The 21729-nt window shown below is 73.6% G+C and carries 21 protein-coding genes; 18 read left to right on the top strand and 3 right to left on the bottom strand.

Annotation, left to right across the window (positions count from 1 at the left end; translation table 11 throughout):
* Positions 1–228 precede the first annotated feature (228 nt).
* The 15 genes from C7456_RS09685 (at position 229) to C7456_RS09615 (ending at position 12137) form a co-directional block, all read left to right on the top strand.
* The gene (locus tag C7456_RS09685; RefSeq protein WP_109723540.1) at positions 229–1452 is read left to right on the top strand and encodes a beta-ketoacyl-ACP synthase; all 1224 of its coding nucleotides are present in this window, start codon (positions 229–231) and stop codon (positions 1450–1452) included.
* Between the two features lie 160 nt (positions 1453–1612).
* Positions 1613–2857: a beta-ketoacyl-[acyl-carrier-protein] synthase family protein gene (locus C7456_RS09680; protein WP_109723539.1), complete on the top strand. Its 1245-nt coding sequence runs from the start codon at positions 1613–1615 to the stop codon at positions 2855–2857.
* The gene (locus C7456_RS09675) at positions 2854–3603 is read left to right on the top strand and encodes a beta-ketoacyl synthase chain length factor (protein WP_109723538.1); all 750 of its coding nucleotides are present in this window, start codon (positions 2854–2856) and stop codon (positions 3601–3603) included. Before C7456_RS09680 ends, C7456_RS09675 begins: the two co-directional genes overlap by 4 nt.
* Entirely contained in the window at positions 3564–4373 is an 810-nt protein-coding gene (locus tag C7456_RS09670; protein WP_245889817.1) for a lysophospholipid acyltransferase family protein, read from the top strand. The genes C7456_RS09675 and C7456_RS09670 overlap by 40 nt, the downstream gene beginning before the upstream one ends.
* The gene (locus C7456_RS09665) at positions 4370–4654 is read left to right on the top strand and encodes a phosphopantetheine-binding protein (protein ID WP_109723536.1); all 285 of its coding nucleotides are present in this window, start codon (positions 4370–4372) and stop codon (positions 4652–4654) included. Before C7456_RS09670 ends, C7456_RS09665 begins: the two co-directional genes overlap by 4 nt.
* The gene (locus C7456_RS09660; RefSeq protein ID WP_109723535.1) at positions 4642–5190 is read left to right on the top strand and encodes a COG4648 family protein; all 549 of its coding nucleotides are present in this window, start codon (positions 4642–4644) and stop codon (positions 5188–5190) included. Before C7456_RS09665 ends, C7456_RS09660 begins: the two co-directional genes overlap by 13 nt.
* On the top strand, positions 5187–5801 hold the full coding sequence (locus C7456_RS17520) for an ApeI family dehydratase (protein ID WP_245889816.1): 615 nt from the start codon (positions 5187–5189) through the stop codon (positions 5799–5801). The genes C7456_RS09660 and C7456_RS17520 overlap by 4 nt, the downstream gene beginning before the upstream one ends.
* Positions 5794–6777, top strand: a complete 984-nt coding sequence (locus C7456_RS09650) for a lysophospholipid acyltransferase family protein (protein ID WP_245889815.1) — start codon at positions 5794–5796, stop codon at positions 6775–6777. The genes C7456_RS17520 and C7456_RS09650 overlap by 8 nt, the downstream gene beginning before the upstream one ends.
* The gene (locus C7456_RS09645; protein WP_109723534.1) at positions 6749–7186 is read left to right on the top strand and encodes an acyl-CoA thioesterase; all 438 of its coding nucleotides are present in this window, start codon (positions 6749–6751) and stop codon (positions 7184–7186) included. Before C7456_RS09650 ends, C7456_RS09645 begins: the two co-directional genes overlap by 29 nt.
* A 52-nt stretch (positions 7187–7238) precedes the next feature.
* Positions 7239–7958 (top strand): class I SAM-dependent methyltransferase, encoded by a 720-nt coding sequence (locus C7456_RS09640; protein WP_109723533.1) that lies wholly within the window; start codon positions 7239–7241, stop codon positions 7956–7958.
* Positions 7955–9139, top strand: coding sequence for a beta-ketoacyl-ACP synthase (locus C7456_RS09635; protein ID WP_109723532.1), 1185 nt, complete (start codon positions 7955–7957; stop codon positions 9137–9139). Before C7456_RS09640 ends, C7456_RS09635 begins: the two co-directional genes overlap by 4 nt.
* Positions 9136–9600 (top strand): hotdog family protein, encoded by a 465-nt coding sequence (locus C7456_RS09630; RefSeq protein ID WP_109723531.1) that lies wholly within the window; start codon positions 9136–9138, stop codon positions 9598–9600. Before C7456_RS09635 ends, C7456_RS09630 begins: the two co-directional genes overlap by 4 nt.
* The gene (fabG, locus tag C7456_RS09625) at positions 9593–10321 is read left to right on the top strand and encodes a 3-oxoacyl-ACP reductase FabG (RefSeq protein ID WP_109723530.1); all 729 of its coding nucleotides are present in this window, start codon (positions 9593–9595) and stop codon (positions 10319–10321) included. Before C7456_RS09630 ends, fabG begins: the two co-directional genes overlap by 8 nt.
* Before the next feature lie 39 nt (positions 10322–10360).
* Positions 10361–10807, top strand: a complete 447-nt coding sequence (locus tag C7456_RS09620) for an excinuclease (protein WP_109723529.1) — start codon at positions 10361–10363, stop codon at positions 10805–10807.
* 172 nt (positions 10808–10979) lie between these two features.
* Complete coding sequence (locus C7456_RS09615) at positions 10980–12137, top strand: isovaleryl-CoA dehydrogenase (RefSeq protein WP_109723612.1); 1158 nt, start codon at positions 10980–10982, stop codon at positions 12135–12137.
* 317 nt (positions 12138–12454) lie between these two features.
* Here C7456_RS09615 and C7456_RS09610 read toward each other — a convergent pair whose 3' ends face one another.
* Positions 12455–15253 (bottom strand): autotransporter serine protease, encoded by a 2799-nt coding sequence (locus C7456_RS09610; RefSeq protein WP_109723528.1) that lies wholly within the window; start codon positions 15251–15253, stop codon positions 12455–12457.
* A gap of 194 nt (positions 15254–15447) precedes the next feature.
* On the opposite strand from C7456_RS09610, the gene C7456_RS09605 reads away from it, so the two are divergent.
* The 3 genes from C7456_RS09605 (at position 15448) to C7456_RS09595 (ending at position 19084) form a co-directional block, all read left to right on the top strand.
* The gene (locus C7456_RS09605; protein ID WP_109723527.1) at positions 15448–16632 is read left to right on the top strand and encodes a thiolase family protein; all 1185 of its coding nucleotides are present in this window, start codon (positions 15448–15450) and stop codon (positions 16630–16632) included.
* A 142-nt stretch (positions 16633–16774) separates the two neighbouring features.
* A complete protein-coding gene (locus C7456_RS09600) occupies positions 16775–17194 on the top strand; it encodes a hypothetical protein (RefSeq protein ID WP_109723526.1) in 420 nt (139 codons plus the stop codon).
* Between the two features lie 282 nt (positions 17195–17476).
* Entirely contained in the window at positions 17477–19084 is a 1608-nt protein-coding gene (locus C7456_RS09595; protein WP_109723525.1) for a carboxyl transferase domain-containing protein, read from the top strand.
* Between the two features lie 3 nt (positions 19085–19087).
* Here the strand turns inward: C7456_RS09595 and C7456_RS09590 are convergent, their stop codons facing one another.
* Together C7456_RS09590 and C7456_RS09585 are read right to left on the bottom strand one after the other, a co-directional pair.
* On the bottom strand, positions 19088–19723 hold the full coding sequence (locus tag C7456_RS09590; protein WP_109723524.1) for a TMEM175 family protein: 636 nt from the start codon (positions 19721–19723) through the stop codon (positions 19088–19090).
* Between the two features lie 136 nt (positions 19724–19859).
* Positions 19860–21725: a beta-galactosidase gene (locus C7456_RS09585; protein WP_109723523.1), complete on the bottom strand. Its 1866-nt coding sequence runs from the start codon at positions 21723–21725 to the stop codon at positions 19860–19862.
* Positions 21726–21729: the final 4 nt, after the last annotated feature.

Genomic DNA, 21729 nt, shown 5'->3' with positions numbered 1-21729 from the left:
GCGCGCGGCGCGAAGAACGCCCGCAGGGCGGCCCCGCAGGGGCGAGCGCAGCGAGTCATCCAGCGCAATACGTCGTGCGCAGCGCTCGAAACAGGTTTTGCGTGCTTCGCACGGTTTACCTGACTGGATTCCGGCTTTCGCCGGGATGACGGGCGAAAGGCAATGCGTGGGGAACCCCGCAGGCCCGCTGCATGCCACCACAAGCCACCCGACAAGGAAGCCGCACGCATGAAGCGCGTCGTCGTCACCGGCATGGCCGGCATCACCGCGCTCGGCCACGACTGGCCCGCCATCGCCGCGCGCCTGCGCGAGGGCCGCAACGCGGTGCGCCGCATGCCCGAGTGGGACTACTTCGAGGCGCTCAACAGCCGCCTCGGCTGCCCGGTGGACGACTTCGCGCCGCCGGCCTGGCCGCGCCAGAAGACCCGCTCGATGGGCCGCGTGGCGCAGCTCGCCGTGGCCGCCAGCGAGAACGCGCTGCGCGACGCCGGCCTGCTCGACGATGCGTCGATCCGCGACGGCCGCATGGGCGTGGCCTACGGCTCCTCCGGCGGCAGCATCGAGCCGGTGCGGGTGATGGGCCGCATGCTCGACACCGGCTCCATGCAGGGCGTCACCGCCACCAGCTACATCCAGATGATGGCGCACACCACGGCGGTGAACGTCGGCGTGTTCTTCGGCCTGAAGGGCCGCATCGTCCCCACCTCCAGCGCCTGCACCTCGGGCAGCCAGGCGATCGGCTACGGCTACGAGGCGATCCAGCAGGGCAAGCAGGCGCTGATGCTGTGCGGCGGCGCGGAGGAACTGTCCGGCCCCGGCGCGGCGGTGTTCGACACCCTGTTCGCCACCAGCACGCGCAACGACGAGCCCATGCTCACGCCGCGCCCGTTCGACCGCGCGCGCGACGGCCTGGTGGTGGGCGAAGGCGCCGCCACGCTGGTGCTGGAGGAATACGGGCACGCCCGGGCGCGCGGCGCGCGCATCTACGCCGAGGTGGCCGGCTTCGGCTGCAACTCCGACGGCGCGCACGTCACCCAGCCCACCGCCGAGACGATGGCGGTGGCGATGCGGCTGGCGCTGGACGACGCCGGGCTGCCGCCCGAGGCGATCGGCTACGTCAGCGCGCACGGCACCGCCACCGACCGCGGCGACGTGGCCGAGAGCCACGCCACCCGCGCGGTGCTGGGCGCGCGCGTGCCGGTCAGCTCGATGAAGAGCTACGTCGGCCACACGCTGGGCGCCTGCGGCGCGATCGAGGCGTGGTGGGCGATCGAGATGATGCGCGAGGGCCGCTACGCGCCCACGCTCAACCTCGACGCGGTGGACCCGGCCTGCGCCGAGCTGGACTACATCGTGGGCGGCGAGCGCGCCATCGCCGCCGACTGCGTGATGAGCAACAACTTCGCCTTCGGCGGCATCAACACCTCGCTGATCTTCAGGACCTGCGCATGATCCCCCGGCACCTCGCGCCGGCGGCAGCCTCGATGCAAATGTGGAAGCGGCCTCCGTGGGAGCGGCCTCCGGCCGCGACAACCGGCACTCCCATCGGGCCGGGACGGCCCTCCCACATCATCACGCCCGCGCGCGAGCGGCCTTGCGGAGCGCCGGCCTGATGCGCCTGCGCGACGCCAACGGCCTGCCGCGCGTGGTGGTCACCGGCACCGGCACGGTCTCCTGCCTCGGCACCGGCAACGCCGCGCTGCTCGACGCGCTGCGCACGCGGCGCGGCGGCCTGCGCGCGATGGACGGCTTCGCCCGGCTCGGCCTGCGCGCCCGCATCGGCGGCCCGGTGGACATGGACGGCCTGCCCGAGCTGCCGCGCAAGCTGCGCCGCTTCTTCGCCGCGCCCGCGACCTTCGCGTGGCACGCGGCGAACGAGGCGCTGGCGCAGGCCGGCCTGCCCGCGGAGCGCCTGCGCGCGGACGACTGCGGCCTGGTGCTCGGCGGCGGCGCCGCGCTGAGCGAGCACGAGGCCGCGCTGGCGAGCCACCGCGAGAAAGGCCCCGAGCGGCTGTCGCCCTTCATCGTGCCGCGCGGCATGAGCAGCGGCCTGTCCGCCGGGCTCGCGCACGCCTTCGGCGTCGGCGGCGCCAGCTACACGGTGAGCTCGGCCTGCACCAGCGCCGCGCACGCGATCGGCCAGGCGATGGAGCTGATCCAGCTCGGCCGCCAGCGGGTGGTCGTCGCCGGCGGCGCCGAGGAGCTGCACGACAGCACCGCGATGTGGTTCGACGCGATGGGCGCGCTGTCGCCGCAGCCCGATCCCGCGCTCGCCTCGCGCCCCTACGACCGCGCGCGCGACGGCTTCGCGCTGGCCGCGGGCGCGGGCGTGCTGGTGCTGGAATCGCTGGAACACGCGCTCGCGCGCGGCGCCGCGCCGCTGGCGGAGCTGGCCGGCTACGGCGCCGCCACCGACGCGGCCAGCATGGTCGGCCCCGGCGCCGAGGGCGTCGCGCGTGCGCTGCGCCAGGCGCTGGATCGCGCCGGCACGCAGCCCGGCTACGTCAACACGCACGCCTGCGGCACGCCGCAGGGCGACCTCGCCGAGTGGCAGGCGATAGCCCGGGTGTTCGCCGAGCGCGGCGCGGCGGTGCCGCCGCTGTCCTCGATCAAGGGCCTGGTCGGCCACGCGCCCGGCGCCGCCGGCGCGCTGGACGCGATCGCCGGGCTGCTGATGCTGCGGCACGGCTTCCTCGCCGCCGGCGCGCCGGTGCGCGAGCGCGACGCCGACTTCGCCGGCGCGCCGCTGCTGGAAGCCAACCGCGCGCAGCGCATCGACGCCTTCCTCTCCACCAGCTTCGGCTTCGGCGGCAGCTGCGCGGCGCTGCTGTTCCGCCGCGTGGAGGAAGCGGCATGACCCTGCTGCGCATCGAGGGATGGCACGCCTGGGCGCCCGGCCTCGCCGGCGAGGCGGCCTGGCGCGCCTGGGCGCAGGCGCCGCGCGCGCTGCCCGACGACGGCAAGGAGCAGCCCGCCTGCGAGTTCCTGCCGGCGATGCAGCGCCGCCGGCTGAGCCGGCTGGCGCGGATGACGATGGAGGCGGCCTGGCCGCTGTGCGGCGAGGGCGAGCAGCTGCCCTTCGTGTTCGGCTCGCGCCACGGCGAGACGCCGCGCACCTTCGCCCTGCTCGGCGAGCTGGCCGACCAGCAGCCGCTGTCGCCCACCCAGTTCGGCCTGTCGGTGCACAACGCGATCGCCGGGCAGTGGTCGATCCTGCGCGGCCAGCGCGGCGAGTCGGTGGCGCTGGCCGGCGAGGCCGACACCTTCGAGCACGCGGTGCTGGAAGGCGCGATGCAGCTGGCGGCCGGCGCGCCGGCCGCGCTGGTGGCGGTGGCCGAGGAGCTGCCGCCCCCCGCCTACGACGGATGGATCGGCGACGTGCCCTTCTCCTATGCTGTGGCGCTGCGACTGGGGAGGGTCGAACCGTCCATGGACACGTCCGCCGACGCGCGCTGGCGGCTGCGCCTGGCGCCGGCCGCGGGCGCCGCCGCGCCCGCGCCCTGGCCGCACGCGCTGGATTTCCTGCGCGCCCTGCTCACCGGACAAGACACGCTGGAGCACGCATGCAAGACACGCCAATGGAACTGGCAGCGCCCGGGCTGAGCCGCCGCCGCGGCGACGCCTGGGCCTGGCGGCTGGTCGCCACCGGCCTGAGCTTCGCGCTGTTCGGCCTGGGCGGGCTGCTGCTGCGCGCGCTGGTGCTGCCGCTGCTCGCCTGCCTGCCCGGCGACGCCCTCGCGCGCCGCCGCCGCGCGCGCGCCGCGATCAGCCGCGCGTTCCGCCTGCACGTGTGGTTCATGCAGCGCAGCCGCGTGCTGGACTTCCGCATCGAGGGCGCCGAGCGGCTGGGCCGGCCGGGGCAGCTGGTGGTGGCCAACCATCCCTCGCTGATCGACGTGGTGTTCCTGATCGGGCGGATCCGCGACGCCAACTGCGTGGTGAAGCAGGGCCTGTTCCGCAACCCCTGCACGCGCGGCCCGGTGCGCGCGGCGCGGTACATCGGCAACGACGGCAGCCTGGACATGCTCGAGCGCGCCGCCGCGGTGCTGCGCGAGGGCCAGTGCCTGGTGGTGTTCCCCGAGGGCACGCGCACCGCGCCCGGCCGCGCGCCGGTGTTCCACCGCGGCGCGGCGGCGATCGCGCTGCGCGGCGCGCGCGTGGTGACGCCGGTGTTCGTCACCGTCGCGCCGACCACGCTGACCAAGGCCGAGCCGTGGTACCGCATCCCCGACCGCCGCGTGCAGGTGACCCTGCGCGTGGGCGAGGACATCGACCCCGCCCGCTTCGGCGACGACGCGCCGCCGCCGATCGCCTCGCGCCGCCTCAACGACCACCTGCACCAACTCTTCCTGAGGGAGCTCGCCACGCCATGACCGCACGCGAACCGACCGCGCTGGAGCGCGAGATCGCCCAGCTGGTGATCGACACGCTGAACCTGGAGGACCTCGCCGCCGCCGACATCCCGCCCGGGCAGCCGCTGTTCGGCGAGGGGCTGGGGCTGGACTCGGTGGACGCGCTGGAGCTGGCGCTGGCGCTGCAGAAGCAGTACGGCATCCGCATCGAGTCCGACGCCAAGGACGCGCGCAGCCACTTCGCCAGCGTGGCCAGCCTGGCCGCCTTCGTGGAGGCCCAGCGCGACGCATGCGCAAACTGAGCCACATCCTGCTGCCGCTGGCCGGCGTGCTGTACCCCTTCGTCGTGTACTTCGGCATGGAGAAGGTGTCGCCGCCGGTGTTCGCGCTGGTGCTGGGCGCGATCTGGCTGGTGCGCGCGCCCGCGCTGCTGCGCGAGCCGGGCGGGCGCTGGATGCTGGGCGCGGCGCTGGCCTACTGCGCGCTGCTGGCGCTCAGCGGCGAGGCGATGCTGCTGCGCTGGTACCCCACCCTGATCAGCGCGCTGCTGCTGGCCGCGTTCGGCCTCAGCCTGGTCTACGGGCCGCCCTTCGTGGAGCGCGTCGCGCGCCTGCGCGAGCCGGACCTGCCGCCGGAAGGCGTGCGCTACACGCGCCAGGTGACCTGGGTGTGGGTGGGCTTCTTCGCCTTCAACGGGCTGGTGTCGGCGGCGCTCACGCTGTGGGCGCCGCTGAAGTGGTGGACGCTGTACAACGGGCTGATCGTGTACTTCATCATGGGCCCGCTGTTCGTCGGCGAGTGGCTGCTGCGCCAGCGGCTGCGCCGGAGGTACGCATGAACGATCCCGCCGCGCCGCTCGCCGACCATCCGTGGATCGCGCTGGCGCGCGCCAACGCCGCCGGCGACGGCGTGCTGCTGGTGCTGGGCCAGGCCGGCGGCGCCGCGCTGCGCCGGCAGGGCCGGCAGGCGCTGCTCGACGAGCTGGCCGCCCACCTCGCCGCGCAGGGCGCGCCGGTGCCGCGCGCGTGGCGGCTGCGCGACCGCGTGCCGGCGGACCTGTCGCCGCAGGCGGTCGAGGCGCTGCTGCGTGCGCCGCGCCCCGCGGCGGCGGAGCTGCTGGACGAGCAGGAACAGGACGGCGCGTGGACGCTGACGCTGCGGCTGCCGCTCGACCTGGTGCATTTCGACGGCCACTTCCCGCGCGCGCCGGTGCTGCCCGGCGTGCTGCAGGTGGGCTGGGCACTGGCGCTGGCCGCGCCGCGGCTGGGCATCGCGCCGCGCTGCCGCGAGATGGAGGCGCTGAAGTTCCAGCGCCTGCTGCGCCCCGGCGACGAGGTGGAGCTGGCGCTGCGCCACGACGCCGCGCGCGGCAAGCTGCACTTCGCCTACCGGCTGGACGGCGAGCACTGCTCGTCCGGCCGCCTGCTCGTGGAAGCCGCCCGTGGCTGACGGCGCGCCCGCCCGGCACTGGGCCGCGCAGCGCGAGCGCGGCAGCTTCGTGCTGATGAAGCTCACCGCGCTGGCAGTGCGCCGGCTGGGCCGGCGGCCGCTGACGCCGGTGCTCTACCTGATCGTGCTGTACTTCTTCGTGTTCGGCCGCAGCGCGCGGCGCAACGTGCGCCAGTACCAGGAGCGCCTCGCCGCGTGGAGCGGCCGCGACGAGCTGCGCCCCACCACGCGCCGCGTGTTCGGCCAGTTCATGGCCTTCGCCGAGAGCCTGCTCGACCGCCTGGACGTGTGGCGCGGCCGGCTCGCGCCGGAGCAGGTGCAGGTGCACGACCCGGCCGGCGTGCGCGCGCGCCTGCGCGAGAGCGTGCGCGGCGGCCGCGGCCAGCTGCTGGTGGGCACCCACCTGGGCAACCTCGAGGTGTGCCGCGCGCTGGCCGAGCTGGGCGAGCGGGTGCCGCTGAACGTGCTGGTGCACACCAAGCACATCCGGCACTTCAACCGCCTGCAGGCCGAGGCCGGCGACCGCCGCCTGCGCCTGCTGCAGGTGAGCGAGATGGACGCGGCGCTGATGCTCGACCTCGCCCAGCGGCTGGACCGCGGCGAGTGGCTGGCGATCGCCGGCGACCGCGTGCCGCTGCAGGACGGCCGCCGCGTGACGGTGGACTTCCTCGGCCACCCGGCGCCATTCCCGCAGGGGCCGTGGCTGCTCGCCGGGCTGCTGCGCTGCCCGGTGAACCTGCTGTGCTGCCTGAAGACCGGCGGCCGCTACCAGGTGCGGCTGGAGCCCTTCCTCGACGCGCCGGCGTGGGAGCGCGGCGGGCGCGAGGCGGCCATCGCGCAGTGGGCGCAGCGCTACGCCGACCGCCTCGGCCAGCTGTGCCTGCTGGCGCCGCTGCAATGGTTCAATTTCTACCCCTACTGGCAACCGCCCGGCGAAGGAGGCGACGATGCGCGCGCGCGGCATCCTGCACGCTGAGGTCGAGCTGGCCGTGCCGTTCTTCGACGTCGACCCGATGGACGTGGTCTGGCACGGCCACTACGTGAAGTACCTGGAAATCGCCCGCTGCGCCCTGCTCGACGCGATCGGCCACGGCTACGCGCAGATGAAGGCCGCCGGCTATGCCTGGCCGGTGATCGACCTGCAGCTGCGCTACGCGCGCGCCGCGCGCTTCGGCCAGCGCCTGCGCGTGCGCGCCGAGCTGGTGGAATGGCGGAACCGGCTGAAGATCCACTACCTGCTCAGCGACGCCGCCAGCGGCGAGCGGCTGACCCGCGCCAGCACCGTGCAGGTGGCGGTGCGCCTGGCCGACGGCGCGATGCAGCTGGTCTCGCCGCAGGTCTTCGTCGATGCCGTGGAGCGGCGTATCCCGGGTACCCATCCATGAGCGCGAAGGCCGGCGCGCGGCCGTCCATAACCGCACTTCCCACGAAAGGCACATGAACTACGCCAGCCCCACCTACGTCGAGGAAACCCGCATCGGCTTCCGCTTCCTCGCCACCCACACCTGGCAGCACCACGTGCTGCGCGTGGCGATCGAGGACCTGAAGCGCCTGATCGGCGAGCCGCTGCCGCAGGGCGGCACGCTGCTCGACGCCGGCTGCGGCCAGGGCAAGTCGTTCCGCCTGCTGCGCGAGGCGTTCCGGCCGCAGCGGCTGGTCGGGCTGGACGCCGACCCGCACAGCCTGGCGCTGGCGCGCGCCGAAGCCGGGCGCGAGGGCATCGCGGCGGAGCTGGTCGCCGGCGACTGCGCGCGCATCGAGCTGCCCGACGCCGGCGTCGACATCGTGTTCTGCCACCAGACCTTCCACCACCTGGTCGAGCAGGAGCGCGCGCTGGCCGAGTTCTGGCGCGTGCTCAGGCCCGGCGGCTGGCTGCTGTTCGCCGAGTCGACCAGGGCGTACATCGACACCTGGGTGATCCGCTGGTTCTTCCGCCACCCGATGCACGTGCAGAAGAGCGCGGACGAATACCTCGCCATGCTGCGCGCGCAGGGCTTCGCCTTCGGCGACGCCAACGTCTCGCTGCCCTACCTGTGGTGGAGCCGCGCCAGCGACTTCGGCCTGCTCGAACGCTGGGGCATCCGCAAGCCGCCGCCGCCGGGCCGGCGCGAGGAGACCCTGGTGAACGTGGCGGCGCGCAAGCCGGAGGCGGCGTGAGCGGCGGCTGGCTCAACGCGCTCGGCGTGGTCTGCACGCTGGGCCTGGGCAAGGCGGCGGTGGCCGAGGCGCTGTTCGCCGGCGACGCCGGCGGCCTGCGCCCGGAGCCCGGCTGGATTCCGGGCCGCGCGCCGCCGCTGGGCGCGGTGCGCGCGCCGCTGCCGGCCATCCCCGCCGCGCTGGCGGCGACGCGCGACAACCGCTGCAACCGCCTGCTGCTCGCCGCCGCGCGGGAGATCGAGCCGGAGCTGCGCGCCGCCGTGGCGCGCTACGGCCGCGCGCGCGTCGGCGTGGTGGTCGGCACCAGCACCGGCGGCATCGAGGAGGCCACGCACGGCGTCGCGCACCGGCGCCGCGAAGGGGCGTGGCCGGCGGACTGGCGCTACGCGCACCAGGAGCTGGGCGCGCCGGCCGAATTCCTCGCCGAATGGCTGGGCGTCGATGGCCCGTGCTACGGCCTCTCCACCGCCTGCACCTCCGGCGCGCGCGCGCTGGCCAGCGCGCAGCGCCTGCTCGACCTGGACCTGTGCGATGCCGTGCTGTGCGGCGGCGCGGACACGCTGGCGCGGCTGCCGATCAACGGCTTCCACGCGCTGGAGGCGATGGACGACGCGCCGTGCCGGCCGTTCTCGCGCCACCGCCGCGGCATCAACATCGGCGAGGCGGCGGCGCTGTTCCTGCTGACCCGCGAGCGCGGCCCGGTGCGGCTGCTGGGCGCGGGCGCCAGCTCCGACGCCCACCACATGTCCTCGCCCGACCCGGAAGGCGCCGGCGCCATCGCCGCGATGCGGGCCGCGCTGGCGCAGGCCGGCCTCGACGCCGCGCAGGTCGACTACCTCAATCTGCACGGCACCGCCACCGAGCTCAACGACCGCATGGAGAGCCGCGCGGTGGCCGCGGTGTTCCCGCGCGGCGTGCCGTGCTCCTCCACCAAGGCGCTGACCGGCCACACGCTGGCCGCCGCCGGCGCGCTGGAGGCGGCGTTCTGCTGGCTCAGCCTCGCCGACGGCGCGCACCGGCTGCCGCCGCACGTGTGGGACGGCGCGGCCGATCCCGAGCTGCCGCCGCTCGCCTTCACCCGCGTCGGCGATACGCTGGCGCCGGGGCCGCGCCGGCTGATGAGCAACTCCTTCGCCTTCGGCGGCAACAACGCCTGCCTGATCCTGGGAGACGCCGCATGAGCCCGTGCCCGATCGCCGAGCTGCTGCCGCACGCGGGCGGGATGATCCTGCTCGACGCGGTGCTGGAAGCCGACGCCGAGCGCATCGCCTGCCGCCGCGCCGTGCGCGCGGGCGACAGCTTCGTCGACGCCGATGGCCGCCTGCCCGCCTGGGCCGGCGTGGAGCTGATGGCGCAGGCGGTGGCGGCCTGGGCCGGCTGGCAGGGACGCCGCGAGGGCCGGCCGCCGAAGCTCGGCTTCCTGCTCGGCACGCGCCACTACCGCTGCGACGCCGACTTCTTCGCCGCCGGCGCCGAGCTGCGCGTGACGGCCGCGCGCAGCTTCCACGACGCCAACGGCATGGGCGTGTTCGCCTGCCGCATCGAATCGGCGGATGCGAGCGCCGAGGCCAACCTCACCGTGTTCAGCCCGCCCGACGCCGACGCCTTCCTCGCCCACGCCATGGAGCAGCCGCATGCCTGAGACGATCCTGGTCACCGGTTCCAGCCGCGGCATCGGCCGCGCCATCGCGCTCCGGCTGGCGCGCGAAGGCTACGACCTGGTGCTGCACTGCCGCTCGCGCGTCGACGAGGCGGAAGCCGTGCGCGCGGCCGTGCGCGGGCTCGGCCGCGAGGCGCGCATCCTGCGCTTCGACGTGGCCGACCGCGCCGCCTGCGCCGCCGCGCTGGAGGCCGACGTGGCCGCGCACGGCGCCTACTACGGCGTGGTGTGCAACGCCGGGCTGACCCGCGACGGCGCCTTCCCCGCGCTCTCCGACGAGGACTGGGACCGCGTGCTGCGCACCAACCTGGACGGCTTCTACAACGTGCTGCACCCGCTGGTGATGCCGATGATCCGCCGCCGCGCGCCGGGCCGCATCGTGTGCATCGCCTCGGTGTCCGGGCTGATCGGCAACCGCGGCCAGGTCAACTACAGCGCCTCCAAGGCCGGCGTGATCGGCGCCGCCAAGGCGCTGGCGGTGGAGCTGGCCAAGCGCCGGATCACCGTGAACTGCGTGGCCCCCGGCCTGATCGACACCGACATGCTCGACGCCGACGTGCCGGTCGAGGAGATCCTGAAAGCCATCCCCGCGCAGCGCGCCGGCACGCCGGAGGAAGTGGCCGCCGCGGTGGCCTTCCTCGTCTCGCCCGACGCCGCCTACGTCACCCGCCAGGTGCTGGCGGTGAACGGCGGGCTGTGTTGAACCCTTCCCTTCCACCCGACGCTAAGGAGATCCGCCTGCATGAACGCGAAGACCCCGGGCCTCGCCGCCCTGCTGCTCGCCGCCGCCCTGCCCGGCGCCGCGCTCGCCGCCGACAAGGTGGTGCACCTGTCCTACGACAACGCCGTCGCCGAAGCGACCAGGAGCGGCAAGCTCGACGGCAGCGTGAAGTTCTACTTCGCCGGCAACGTGCCGCCGGGCCAGGTCACCGTGGTCAACGACAACGCCACCGTGAACCGCAAGACCAACGCCTTCGGCAAGAAGGACCAGGTCACCTGCGACTGGGTGCTGCAGTCGGCGCTGATCGCGCTGCAGGACGACGCCAAGGCCGCCGGCGCCAACGCGGTGATCGACATCGTCAGCGACTACGACGGCAAGGAATACCGCGACGCGCACAACTACGAGTGCCACGTCGGCTTCCTGATGTCCGGCGTGCAGCTGAAGGCCAAGCTGGCCAAGGTGCAGTAAGCCTTGCGGCGTGCCCGCAGGCCGGCCGGCCCGCGGGCACGCGCTCACGCGGAACCCGCCACTCCGTGGAACGCCCGCTCGATGGAACGACGGCGCCACTGGTGCGCCGCACCAGTCCCGCCGCAACCGCTGCGCTACCATTGGCCGGCTGGATCGCCCCATGGAGCCGAAGATGCGCCCGTTCCCGCTCGGAGAAGACATCGACCTGCTGCGCGAGAGCGTGCACGCCTTCGCCGAGAAGGAGATCGCCCCGCGCGCGGACCGCATCGACCGCGAGAACGCCTTCCCGAACGACCTGTGGCGCAAGTTCGGCGAGCTGGGCCTGCTCGGCATCACCGTGCCGGAGGAGTACGGCGGCAGCGGCATGGGCTACCTCGCGCACATGGTGGCGATGGAGGAGATCTCGCGCGCGTCCGGCTCGGTGGGCCTGTCCTACGGCGCGCACTCCAACCTGTGCGTCAACAACATCTTCCACAACGGCAACGAGGCGCAGCGCAGGAAGTACGTGCCCAGGCTGTGCTCGGGCGAGTACGTCGGCGCGCTGGCGATGAGCGAGCCGGGCGCCGGCTCCGACGTGGTCGGCTCGATGAGCTGCCGCGCCGAGCAGAAGGGCGACCGCTGGGTCGCCAACGGCAGCAAGATGTGGATCACCAACGGCCCGGACGCCGACGTGCTGCTGGTCTACATGCGCACCGCGCCGCGCCCGGCCGGCAGCCGCTGCATGACCGCCTTCATCGTCGAGAAGGGCATGAAGGGCTTCTCCACCGCGCAGAAGCTGGACAAGCTGGGCATGCGCGGCTCCAACACCTGCGAGCTGGTGTTCGAGGACTGCGAGATTCCCGAGGAGAACATCGTCGGCGAGGTCAACGAGGGCGTGCGCGTGCTGATGAGCGGCCTGGACACCGAGCGACTGGTGCTCACCGGCGGCCCGCTCGGCCTGATGCAGGCGGCGCTGGACCTGGCCCTGCCCTACGTGCGCGAGCGCAAGCAGTTCAACGCGCCGATCGGCACCTTCGGCATGATGCAGGCGAAGATCGCCGACATGTACACCGCGCTGCAGAGCTCGCGCGGCTTCGCCTACCTGGTGGCGCAGCAGTTCGACGCCGGCATCAGGTCGCGCGTGGACCCGGCGGCCTGCCTGCTCAACGCCTCCACCAACGCGGTGAAGGTGGCGCTGGAGGCGATCCAGGCGCTGGGCGGCAACGGCTACATCAACGAGTACCCCGCCGGCCGCCTGCTGCGCGACGCCAAGCTGTACGAGATCGGCGCGGGCACCAACGAGATCCGCCGCATGCTGATCGGGCGCGAGCTGTTCCACGGCAAGGCGTGACGATTCGCTTCCTCTCCCCTCCGGGGAGAGGGAGCAGAGCACCGCCGCAATGCAGGCTTATCGCGCAGACTCTCCCCTCCGGGGAGAGGAATGAGGTGAGGGAGCGGGCTGGCGACGACGCCTCGTGCAGGCGGGCTTCGTTGGCGATGGCTCCGCAAGTGCGGCCCCTCACCCCAACCCTCTCCCCGGCGGGGAGAGGGAGAAGCACCCCCGCCGCGGCGTCAGCTTGTCGCGCATCCTCTCCCCGGGGGAGAGGGAGCAGAGCACCGCCGCAATGCAGGCTTGTCGCGCAGACTCTCCCTTCTGGAGAGAGAAACTCAGAAGCTCAGGCGATAGTCCAGCGTCGCCATGCGCCCGCGGTCGCGCTGGCCGAGGTACTGGTCGTAGCCGAGCTGCAAGGCGCTGCGCGGCGAGGCCGTCCAGGCCAGGCTGGCGCCGGCCACGCCCTCGTAGCGCGACAGGCCGACGCCGCCCAGCGGCGCCCATTGCTCCAGGCCGGTGAAGCTGGCCTCGAACACGTCGCCGCGCATGGCGAACGCGCGCTGCCACGACAGGTGCGTCTGCAGGTCCAGGCGGCCGCCGCCGGCCAGCGTCCAGCGGCGGTCGGTGCGCAGGCCCAGGCCGGCCTGCCAGCGCGCCACGCTCTGCGCGCCGGACTTCAGGCCGAAGCCGTAGCCGCCCAGCTCGCCGAAGCCGTCGCGGCGGATCTGCGCGTACTCGACGTCGGCGTAGGGCGTCAGCCGCAGGGCGCCGAGATCGAGGCGATAGCCGCCCTCGCCGTAGGCCACGCCGTAGCGGCCGTCGGCGTCGCTGCCCACGCCGGCGGCCAGGCCGCCCAGCTGCAGCTCGCGGCGCATGTCCTCGCGATAGTGGCCCACGCCGAAGCGCCCCAGCGCATACCAGTCGTCCTGCACCAGGCCGCCGTAGAGCATGCCCTCGATGGCGCGGCTGCGGCCCTGGTCGGCGCTCTCGGCGAGGCGGCCGAGCCCGCGGCTCTGGTTCACCGCGTAACCGACCACGCCGTTGGCGCCCACGCGGCGGTCGGCGCCGCTCATCCAGCCGTCCAGGTCGTAGCCGACGCCGGCGTAGCCGCTGCGCGACAGGCCGCCGTGGTAGCCGAGGTTGCGCGACCAGCCGGCGACGGCGGCGCCGTCGAGCAGCTCGTCGAAGCGCGCGGACAGCGCGCGCGTGCCGGCGTCGATCGCCTCGAAGATCATCGCCGCGCTGGCCGCGTGCAGCTGGCCGGACAGGCTTTCCAGCGAGCGCTGCAGCGCCGCCGTGGTGGCGGTGCGCTGCAGGCTGGCGGCGCCCAGCAGCATCGCGCCGTCGGCCGTCGCGCCGCCGGCGGCGACCTGCGCGTCGAGCTGCTGGAACGCGCCCTGCACGCGCTGCGCGGCGCCGTAGGAGGCCACGGTGTACGTCGCGCCCTGCACCGCGGTCACCTGCACCTGCTGCACGTCGAGCCAGGCGCTGTTGGCGTCGTAGCCGAGCGAGGCGGTGAGCAGCACCCCGGGCGCCTCGCTCAGGCCGGAGAAGGTGCCGGTGAGGCCGCCCTGCGCGCTCAGCACGTCGGTGTGCGCGCTGACCACGTAGCCCTGCTCGGTGCCGATCACCTGCACGTCGCCGCCGCCGAGCGTGGCCTTGCCCGCCACGCGCAGCGCCGAGCCCAGCGACACCGCCAGCCGGCCGCCGCCCTGCTGCGCGTAGTCGCCGCCGACGCTGACGTCGCCGCCCGCCACCGCCAGCACGCCGCCGTTGGCGACGCTGCCGCCGATGCTGTGCGTGCCCTGCACGGTGCCGCCCGCGCCGATGCTCAGGTTCGCCGCCAGCGACCTGGCGATCAGCGTGCCGCCCTGCACCTGGGTGAGGCCGGTGTAGCTGGCCGGCTGGGTGAGCTCCAGCGTGCCGTCGCCCTGCTTGACCAGGCCGCCGGCGCCGGAGATCGGGTTGTTCCAGCTCGACGTGCCGCTGAAGCTCACGGTGACGTCGCCCCAGTCGAACCTCATCGGCCCGTTCACCGCCTTGCCCACATCCAGCTCGCCGTAGCCGAACACCGGGTCGGGACCCGGCGCGCCGAGGTCGTCGGCGGTGCCGAGCAGGGTCTGCCGCACCAGGTCGTTGCTGAAGTACGGGTAGGCCTGCCACACCAGTGCAGCCGCGCCGCTGACCTGCGGCGCGGCGAACGAGGTGCCCTCGACGATGTAGTAGCTCGGGTTGGCGGTGCTGGCGGTGGCGTCCTTGTCCAGCACGATCACGTCGCCCGGCGCGGCCAGGCAGTAGTCCATCGCCACGCCGCACTTGTTGGAATAGCTGTCCAGCTGCGTCGGGTGGCTGCTGTCCACCGCCACCACCGCCAGCCAGCCCTTCTCCAGGTCCGGCGCCAGGCTGGGCAGCGCGGCGATGGTGCTGGGGTTGCCCTGCGAGTCGTTGCCCGCGGCGAACACCACCAGCCCGCCCCAGTCGTTGACGAACCTGGCGTAGGCGTCGTGGAAGCCCTTGGTGGTGGCCGTGTCGCCGGAGCTCCAGGTGATGCCGCCCCAGGAGTTGTTCATCACCTTGACGCCCGCGGCGATCAGGTCGTCGTTGATGGCGCCGAACGGCGCCGCGTCGGCCGCGCTCACCTGCGAGGGCGGGGTCTTGCCGTCGTCGCTCGGCGCCTTGTCGCCGATGATCCGCGCCGAGACCAGGCTGGCGCCCGGCGCGATGCCGCCCGGGAACTGCGCGAACGCCGCGCCCGCGGCGATCTGCGACACCCAGGTGCCGTGCCCGACCACGTCGTCGACGGCGGTGTTGTTGGTGGCGGGATCGACGTAGACCAGCTCCTCCCGCACCCGCCCGGCCAGCGCCGGGTTGCTGCGCATGATGCCGCTGTCGACCACGCCGATGGTGACGCCCAGCCCGGTGTAGCCCTGCCCGTGCGCCGCGTAGGCGCTGGTGAGGGCCAGCTGCGCGTCGATCGGCGGCTGCGGCGCCGACGGCGTGCTCGGCGGCGGCGAGGACGGCGCGCTGCTGGGCCGGACGTTGCCGCCCCCGCCGCCGCAGGCGGCCAGTCCCAGGCTCGCCGCCACCAGCGCCGCCAGGCGGCGCCCGCGCAGGACCACGCTCGGTTCTCTCATGTCTTCCGCTCCCCGTTCGGCCCGGCCGGCGGCGCCGGCCCTTCCTCCCTTTCCCGGCGCCCATTATTGGCGCGACGAGGGCGGCGCGGAAGCGCCGCCGGGCGTGCGGTTTGCCGGGGTCTTGCCGCCGCTGCGATAATCCTCGGGCTACCGACCGGGCCATCGCGCCCCCCAGGCTTCCCCCGGAGACTCCCATGTCTGATGTCAGCGTCGTCATCGCCGGTGCCAAGCGCACCGCCATCGGTTCCTTCCTCGGCCAGTTCACCGGCGTGCCCACCCCCACGCTGGGCGCCACCGCCATCAGGGCGGCGCTGGAGCAGTCGGGCGTCGCCGCCGGCGAGGTGGGCGAGGTGATCATGGGCTGCGTGCTGCCGGCCAACCTCGGCCAGGCGCCGGCGCGCCAGGCCGCGCTGGCCGCCGGCCTGCCGGCGAGCACCGGCTGCACCACCATCAACAAGGTGTGCGGCTCGGGCATGAAGGCGATCATGCTGGGCCACGACCTGATCAAGGCCGGCTCGGCGGCCGTGGTGGTGGCCGGCGGCATGGAGTCGATGACCAACGCCCCGCACATGGTGCAGGCGCGCACCGGCATCCGCTACGGCGACGGCCAGCTGGTCGACCACATGGCCTGGGACGGCCTGACCAACCCCTACGACGGCAAGGCGATGGGCGTGTTCGGCGAGCTGTGCGCCGACAAGTACCACTTCACCCGCGAGGAGCAGGACGCCTACGCCGCCGAGTCGGTCAGGCGCGCGCTGGCCGCGCAGCAGAGCGGCGCCTTCGCCGGCGAGATCGTCCCGGTGACGGTCAAGGGCCGCAAGGGCGACGTGGTGGTGGACACCGACGAGCAGCCCGGCCGCTCCGACATCGCCAAAATCCCCACCCTCAAGCCCGCCTTCCGCAAGGAGAACGGCACCATCACCGCGGCCAGCTCCTCCAGCATCTCCGACGGCGCCGCCGCGGTGGTGCTGCTGTCGGCCGACGACGCCAGGGCGCGCGGCCTCAAGCCGCTGGCGCGCATCGTCGCCCACGCCACCCAGTCGCAGGAGCCGGAGTGGTTCACCACCGCCCCGGTGGGCGCGATCCGGAAGGTGCTGGACAAGGCCGGCTGGAAGGTCGAGGACGTGGACCTGTTCGAGGTCAACGAGGCCTTCGCGGTGGTGGCGATGGCGCCGATGAAGGAGCTGGGCATCCCGCACGCCAAGCTCAACGTCAACGGCGGCGCCTGCGCGCTGGGCCACCCGATCGGCGCCAGCGGCACCCGCCTGGTGGTGACCCTGCTCAACGCGCTGGCGACCCGCGGCCTCAAGCGCGGCGTGGCGTCCCTGTGCATCGGCGGCGGCGAGGCGACGGCGGTCGCGGTGGAACGGCTGGACTGAACCTTCCGGTTTACCGATGAAAGCCGGTTAACCGGGTTTTTAATCGGTACTGAAGCCGGCTTATAAAGTTGTGGCGCAATTAACCCGAAAGCGCTATTAATAACGCCGCCAAACGGCATTTCCACGGCAAAGGAGATCCACCATGAAGTTCACGCGTACCCTACTCGCCTCTGCGCTTGTCGCGCTGCTGGCGGCTTGCAGCAACGGCGCGCAGGATTCCGCGCAGGACGCCCAGAAGTCGGCTGACCAGGCTCAGCAGGCCGCTGAGCAGGCGCAGCAGGCTGCTGCCGCGACCTCGGCCGCCGCTCCGGCCGCCGAGCAGGCCACCGCCGCCGCCAACGCGGCCGGCCAGGCCGCCGACCAGGCTCAGCAGGCTGCTGCTGCCGCCTCGGCCGCCGCCCCGGCTGCCAGCTCCACCGCCGGCGATGCCACGTCGCAGGCCAAGGACGCTGCGGCCAACGCCGCCGACCAGGCTTCCAAGGCGGCCGACGCCGCCAAGGATGCCGCCGGCCAGGCCAAGGACGCTGCCGACAAGGCCAAGGATGCGATGAAGGGTCACTGATCCCTTCGCGTTCCGGGAAAGACCAAAAACCGGCCGCCTCGCGCGGCCGGTTTTTTTTAATGGCCTGCCGAAGCCGGATCGAAACGGACGCAGCATCCGCTGAATCGGCCGGAATGTCCTGCCATGGGAATCCGGACTCGGCTCGCCCGGATTCCCATGGCAGGCGGACGACTGTCCATGTCCGTCCGCGCGGGCGACGGGCCGCCACTTTGCGGCGGTGCGTTTGGGGCCCCAGCGGGGCGCCGCTATCATTGCGGTTTCCCTTGCACGGCCGTCCTGTCCATGAGCGTAATCGCCTCGCAGATCGATGCCCGTTCGCCCGAGTTCCAGGCCAACCACGCGCAGCTGCGCGCCGCCGTGGACGACCTGCACCGGGAACTGGCCAGGGCGGCCGAAGGCGGCGGCGCCAAGGCGCGCGGGAAGCACGTCGCGCGCGGCAAGCTGCCGCCGCGCGAGCGCATCCGCGCCCTGCTCGATCCCGGCTCGCCCTTCCTCGAGCTGTCGCCGCTGGCCGCGCACGGCATGTACGACGACGCCGCGCCGGCCGCCGGCATCATCACCGGCATCGGCCGGGTCAACGGCATCGAGGTGGTGGTGGTGGCCAACGACGCCACCGTGAAGGGCGGCACCTACTTCCCGATGACGGTGAAGAAGCACCTGCGCGCGCAGGAAGTGGCGCTGGAGAACCGCCTGCCCTGCGTCTACCTGGTCGATTCCGGCGGCGCCTACCTGCCGCTGCAGGACGAGGTGTTCCCCGACAAGGAGCACTTCGGCCGCATCTTCTACAACCAGGCGCGCATGTCCGCGCTCGGCATCCCGCAGATCGCGGTGGTGATGGGCTCGTGCACCGCCGGCGGCGCCTACGTGCCGGCGATGAGCGACGAGACGGTGATCGTGCGCGGGCAGGGCACCATCTTCCTCGGCGGCCCGCCGCTGGTGAAGGCCGCCACCGGCGAGGTGGTGGACGCCGAGGCGCTGGGCGGCGCGGACGTCCATACGTCCGTTTCCGGCGTGGCCGACCACTTCGCCGAGAACGACGCGCACGCGCTCGCCATCGCCCGCGACATCGTGGCCAGCCTCAACCGCAGGAAGGCGATGCCGCTGGCGGTGCGCGAGCCGCGCGAGCCGCTCTACCCCGCCGAGGAGCTGTACGGCGTGATCCCGCAGGACACCCGCCGCCCGTTCGACGTGCGCGAGGTGATCGCGCGCATCGTCGACGGCTCGGAGTTCCACGAGTTCAAGGCGCGCTACGGCAAGACCCTGGTCACCGGCTTCGCACACATCCACGGCTACCCGGTGGGCATCGTCGCCAACAACGGCATCCTGTTCTCCGAGAGCGCGCTCAAGGGCGCGCACTTCGTCGAGCTGTGCAACCAGCGCAACGTGCCGCTGGTGTTCCTGCAGAACATCACCGGCTTCATGGTGGGCCGCAAGTACGAGAACGCCGGCATCGCCAAGGACGGCGCCAAGATGGTGACGGCGGTGGCCTGCTCGCACGTGCCCAAGTTCACCGTGGTGATCGGCGGCAGCTTCGGCGCCGGCAACTACGCGATGTGCGGCCGCGCCTACGGCGCGCGCTTCCTGTGGATGTGGCCGAACGCGCGGATCAGCGTGATGGGCGGCGAGCAGGCCGCCTCGGTGCTGGCGACGGTGCGCCGCGACGGCATCGAGGCCGCCGGCGAGGCGTGGAGCGCGGAGGAGGAAGAAGCCTTCAAGGCGCCGATCCGCGAGCAGTACGAGCGCCAGGGCCATCCCTACTACGCCAGCGCGCGGCTGTGGGACGACGGCATCATCGACCCGGCCGACACGCGCCGCGTGCTGGGGCTGGCGATCTCGGCCTCGCTCAACGCGCCGATCGAGCCGCAGCGCTACGGCGTGTTCCGCATGTAGGGCCTAGGCGGCGACGGCCTGGCGCCGCCGCGCGCGGCGGCGGCCCTGCGCGGCCAGCAGGCGCGTCAGGAACGGGATCAGCGCGTAGCACAGGTAGCTGAGCGGCGGCGCCGTCCAGGCCACCAGCAGCGCCGCCAGCGCCGCGCACGGCAGCGCGAGGGTGCGCCAGCGCGCCGCGGCGATCTCCGCGGGCTCGACCTGCGGCCGCACCCGCGGCGCGCGCAAGGCCCGGGTGAACAGCCAGCGCTGCAGCAGCCCGGCCAGCAGCAGGCTGGCCGCGTAGAAGAGCGCCGGCACCCGGCCGTTCACGTCGCCGCTCATCAGCGCCGTGGCGAACGGCATGAAGGCGATCGACAGCAGGAACAGCAGGTTCGGCCAGACCAGGCCGTCGTCGTGGCCCTGCAGCATGCCGAACACGCGATGGTGGCTGGCCCACAGGGCGCCGATCACCAGGAAGCTCAGCACGAAGCCGAACAGGTGCGGCAGCAGCCCGTACAGGGCCTGCAGGTAGGCCTGGTCGCCGCCGCCGGGCAGGTGCGGCACGTGGATCTCGATCACCAGCAGGGTGATGGCGATGGCGAACACCGCGTCGGAGAAGAACGTCAGGCGTTCGAGCTGCTGGGCGTGATGGTCGCTCATCGCGGCCGTTCCCCTTGCGAAAGATGGCGCTGGCCCTCCCCGCGACGGCCATGTGGCCGGCAGTCTAGGCCGAAGCCCGCCGCGACGGCCAGTCCTGGCCGCTGCGCCGGCGCGATGCGGCCCGCATGGCCCCGGCTCAACCGTGCAGGCGGCCGGCGCCGCGGATCGGCGCGGCCCCGGTGCGGTGCAGGTCCAGCACCAGCACCTCGTTGTCGCCGGGCCGCAGCCAGCAGCCGGGGCAGTACAGCCGCTGCTGCGGGCCGATGCGCCAGAAGCGCCCCAGCAGGTGGCCGTTGACCCACAGGTAGCCCTTGTCCCAGCCGCTCATGTCGAGGTAGACGTCGCCGCCGCGCTCCAGCGCCAGCGTGGCGCGGAAGAAGCGGCCCGGCCGCGCCGTGCGGCCCGCGGCGGCGGCGGCGCGGCGCAGGTGCTCCGCGTCCAGCGGCAGCGGGAACGCCTGCCAGTCGCCGAGCGCGCGGCCGTCCAGCGTGACCGGGCCGGCCAGGCCCTTGCGGTCCTGCATGAAGTCGCCGTAGCCGACGTGGCCGCAGCTGTCGATGAGGATCTCCAGCGTGGCCTCGCCCGGCGTCGCCGGCAGGTCCAGCCAGTCCTCGCGGCGCAGCCGCGCGTGCTTCACCCGCGAGACGTGGCCGACGCAGCGGCCGTCGAGGAACACCGTGGCGTAGTCGCGTACCGCCGGCAGCGCCAGCCGTCCACCGCGCGGCAGCGTGACGCGGCGGCGGTACAGCACCAGGCCCTGCGTCTGCCCGGTCAGCAGCTCGTTGGGCAGCGGCGTCGCCGCGTGCACCGGCGCGGGCAGCGCGTCCCACAGCGAGGCCGCCGGCTGCGGCACGAAGTCGGGCAGCACGAGGCGCGGCGGCGGCTCCGGCAAGGCCGGCGGCGCATGTCGCGTGGCCGCCGCGATCGCCGCGCGGAAGGCGTGGTAGGCGGGCGTGGCGCCGCCCTGCTCGTCGATCGGCGCGCCGTAGTCGTAGCTGGTGATCACCGGCTGGAAATGGCTGCCGTCGCCCTTGGCGTTCGCCCCCGCGCCGAAGCCGAAGTTGCTGCCGCCGTGCACCACGTAGAGGTTGAACGAGCGCCCCTCGGCCAGCAGCCTGCGCAGCGTGGGCAGGTAGTCGGCCTGCTGGAAACGGGCCTCGCCCCAGTGCGTGAGCCAGCCCGGGTAACCCTCGCCCACCCACACCGGCGCCTCGCCCGCGATCGCCTGGCCGCCGGCGAAGTCGGTGTCGCCGTCCAGGCCCAGCGCGGCGCCTTCGAGATAGGTTTTCGCCGCGCGGATCTGCGCGAGCCCGTCGGATACCGAGAACGGACCGGCGACGCCGCGCTCGGTCCACATCCGGCGCAGCGTCTCCGGGTACGCGCGGTCCCTGCCGAAGGAGGCGTACTCGTTCTCCACCTGCACCATCAGGATCGGGCCGCCGTTGGCCGCCATCAGCGGCGCCACGCGCGGGGCGACCGCGTCCAGGTAGCGCGCCACGGCGTCCATGTAGCGGCGGTCGCCGCGGTCGCGCACGCGGAGGTCCGGCGTGCGCAGCAGCCACGGCGGCAGGCCGCCGAAGTCCCATTCGGCGCAGACGTAGGGGCCGGGCCGCAGGTACACCCACAGGCCCTCCTGCCGGCACAGCTCGATGAAGCGCACGAAGTCGTTGCGGCCGGCGATGTCGAAGACGCCGGGCGACGGCTCCAGCGCGTTCCACATCAGGTACAGCGCGACGGTGTTGAGCCCCATCGCCTTCGCCATGCGGATGCGGTGCGTCCAGTACTCGGCGGGGATGCGGACCGGGTGCATCTCGCCGCTGCGGATCTGGAACGGCCGGCCGTCGAGCAGGAACTGCCGCCGGCCCAGCGCGAAGCGGCGCGGCCGGCCGTCGGGCACGGGCTCGGCGGCGCGCCGCGGCGATACGGCGCCGACCACCGGCGACGCGATGCCGGCGGCCAGCGGCGCCAGCACGGAGAACTTGAGGAAATCACGGCGCCGCATGCGG

This window comes from Fulvimonas soli (assembly GCF_003148905.1).
In the GTDB taxonomy this organism is placed as follows: domain Bacteria; phylum Pseudomonadota; class Gammaproteobacteria; order Xanthomonadales; family Rhodanobacteraceae; genus Fulvimonas; species Fulvimonas soli.
Note: the sequence above shows the minus strand (reverse complement) of the source record. Positions and strands in the feature narration are given on the sequence as shown.

What these genes read in the sequence shown, in the direction of transcription:
- C7456_RS09685 (WP_109723540.1), top strand. Translation starts at nt 229, where the DNA reads ATGAAGCGCGTCGTCGTCACCGGCATGGCCGGCATCACCGCGCTCGGC.
- C7456_RS09680 (WP_109723539.1), top strand. Translation starts at nt 1,613, where the DNA reads ATGCGCCTGCGCGACGCCAACGGCCTGCCGCGCGTGGTGGTCACCGGC.
- C7456_RS09675 (WP_109723538.1), top strand. Translation starts at nt 2,854, where the DNA reads ATGACCCTGCTGCGCATCGAGGGATGGCACGCCTGGGCGCCCGGCCTC.
- C7456_RS09670 (WP_245889817.1), top strand. Translation starts at nt 3,564, where the DNA reads ATGCAAGACACGCCAATGGAACTGGCAGCGCCCGGGCTGAGCCGCCGC.
- C7456_RS09665 (WP_109723536.1), top strand. Translation starts at nt 4,370, where the DNA reads ATGACCGCACGCGAACCGACCGCGCTGGAGCGCGAGATCGCCCAGCTG.
- C7456_RS09660 (WP_109723535.1), top strand. Translation starts at nt 4,642, where the DNA reads ATGCGCAAACTGAGCCACATCCTGCTGCCGCTGGCCGGCGTGCTGTAC.
- C7456_RS17520 (WP_245889816.1), top strand. Translation starts at nt 5,187, where the DNA reads ATGAACGATCCCGCCGCGCCGCTCGCCGACCATCCGTGGATCGCGCTG.
- C7456_RS09645 (WP_109723534.1), top strand. Translation starts at nt 6,749, where the DNA reads ATGCGCGCGCGCGGCATCCTGCACGCTGAGGTCGAGCTGGCCGTGCCG.
- C7456_RS09640 (WP_109723533.1), top strand. Translation starts at nt 7,239, where the DNA reads ATGAACTACGCCAGCCCCACCTACGTCGAGGAAACCCGCATCGGCTTC.
- C7456_RS09630 (WP_109723531.1), top strand. Translation starts at nt 9,136, where the DNA reads ATGAGCCCGTGCCCGATCGCCGAGCTGCTGCCGCACGCGGGCGGGATG.
- fabG (WP_109723530.1), top strand. Translation starts at nt 9,593, where the DNA reads ATGCCTGAGACGATCCTGGTCACCGGTTCCAGCCGCGGCATCGGCCGC.
- C7456_RS09620 (WP_109723529.1), top strand. Translation starts at nt 10,361, where the DNA reads ATGAACGCGAAGACCCCGGGCCTCGCCGCCCTGCTGCTCGCCGCCGCC.
- C7456_RS09615 (WP_109723612.1), top strand. Translation starts at nt 10,980, where the DNA reads ATGCGCCCGTTCCCGCTCGGAGAAGACATCGACCTGCTGCGCGAGAGC.
- C7456_RS09610 (WP_109723528.1), bottom strand. Translation starts at nt 15,253, where the DNA reads ATGAGAGAACCGAGCGTGGTCCTGCGCGGGCGCCGCCTGGCGGCGCTG.
- C7456_RS09605 (WP_109723527.1), top strand. Translation starts at nt 15,448, where the DNA reads ATGTCTGATGTCAGCGTCGTCATCGCCGGTGCCAAGCGCACCGCCATC.
- C7456_RS09600 (WP_109723526.1), top strand. Translation starts at nt 16,775, where the DNA reads ATGAAGTTCACGCGTACCCTACTCGCCTCTGCGCTTGTCGCGCTGCTG.
- C7456_RS09595 (WP_109723525.1), top strand. Translation starts at nt 17,477, where the DNA reads ATGAGCGTAATCGCCTCGCAGATCGATGCCCGTTCGCCCGAGTTCCAG.
- C7456_RS09590 (WP_109723524.1), bottom strand. Translation starts at nt 19,723, where the DNA reads ATGAGCGACCATCACGCCCAGCAGCTCGAACGCCTGACGTTCTTCTCC.
- C7456_RS09585 (WP_109723523.1), bottom strand. Translation starts at nt 21,725, where the DNA reads ATGCGGCGCCGTGATTTCCTCAAGTTCTCCGTGCTGGCGCCGCTGGCC.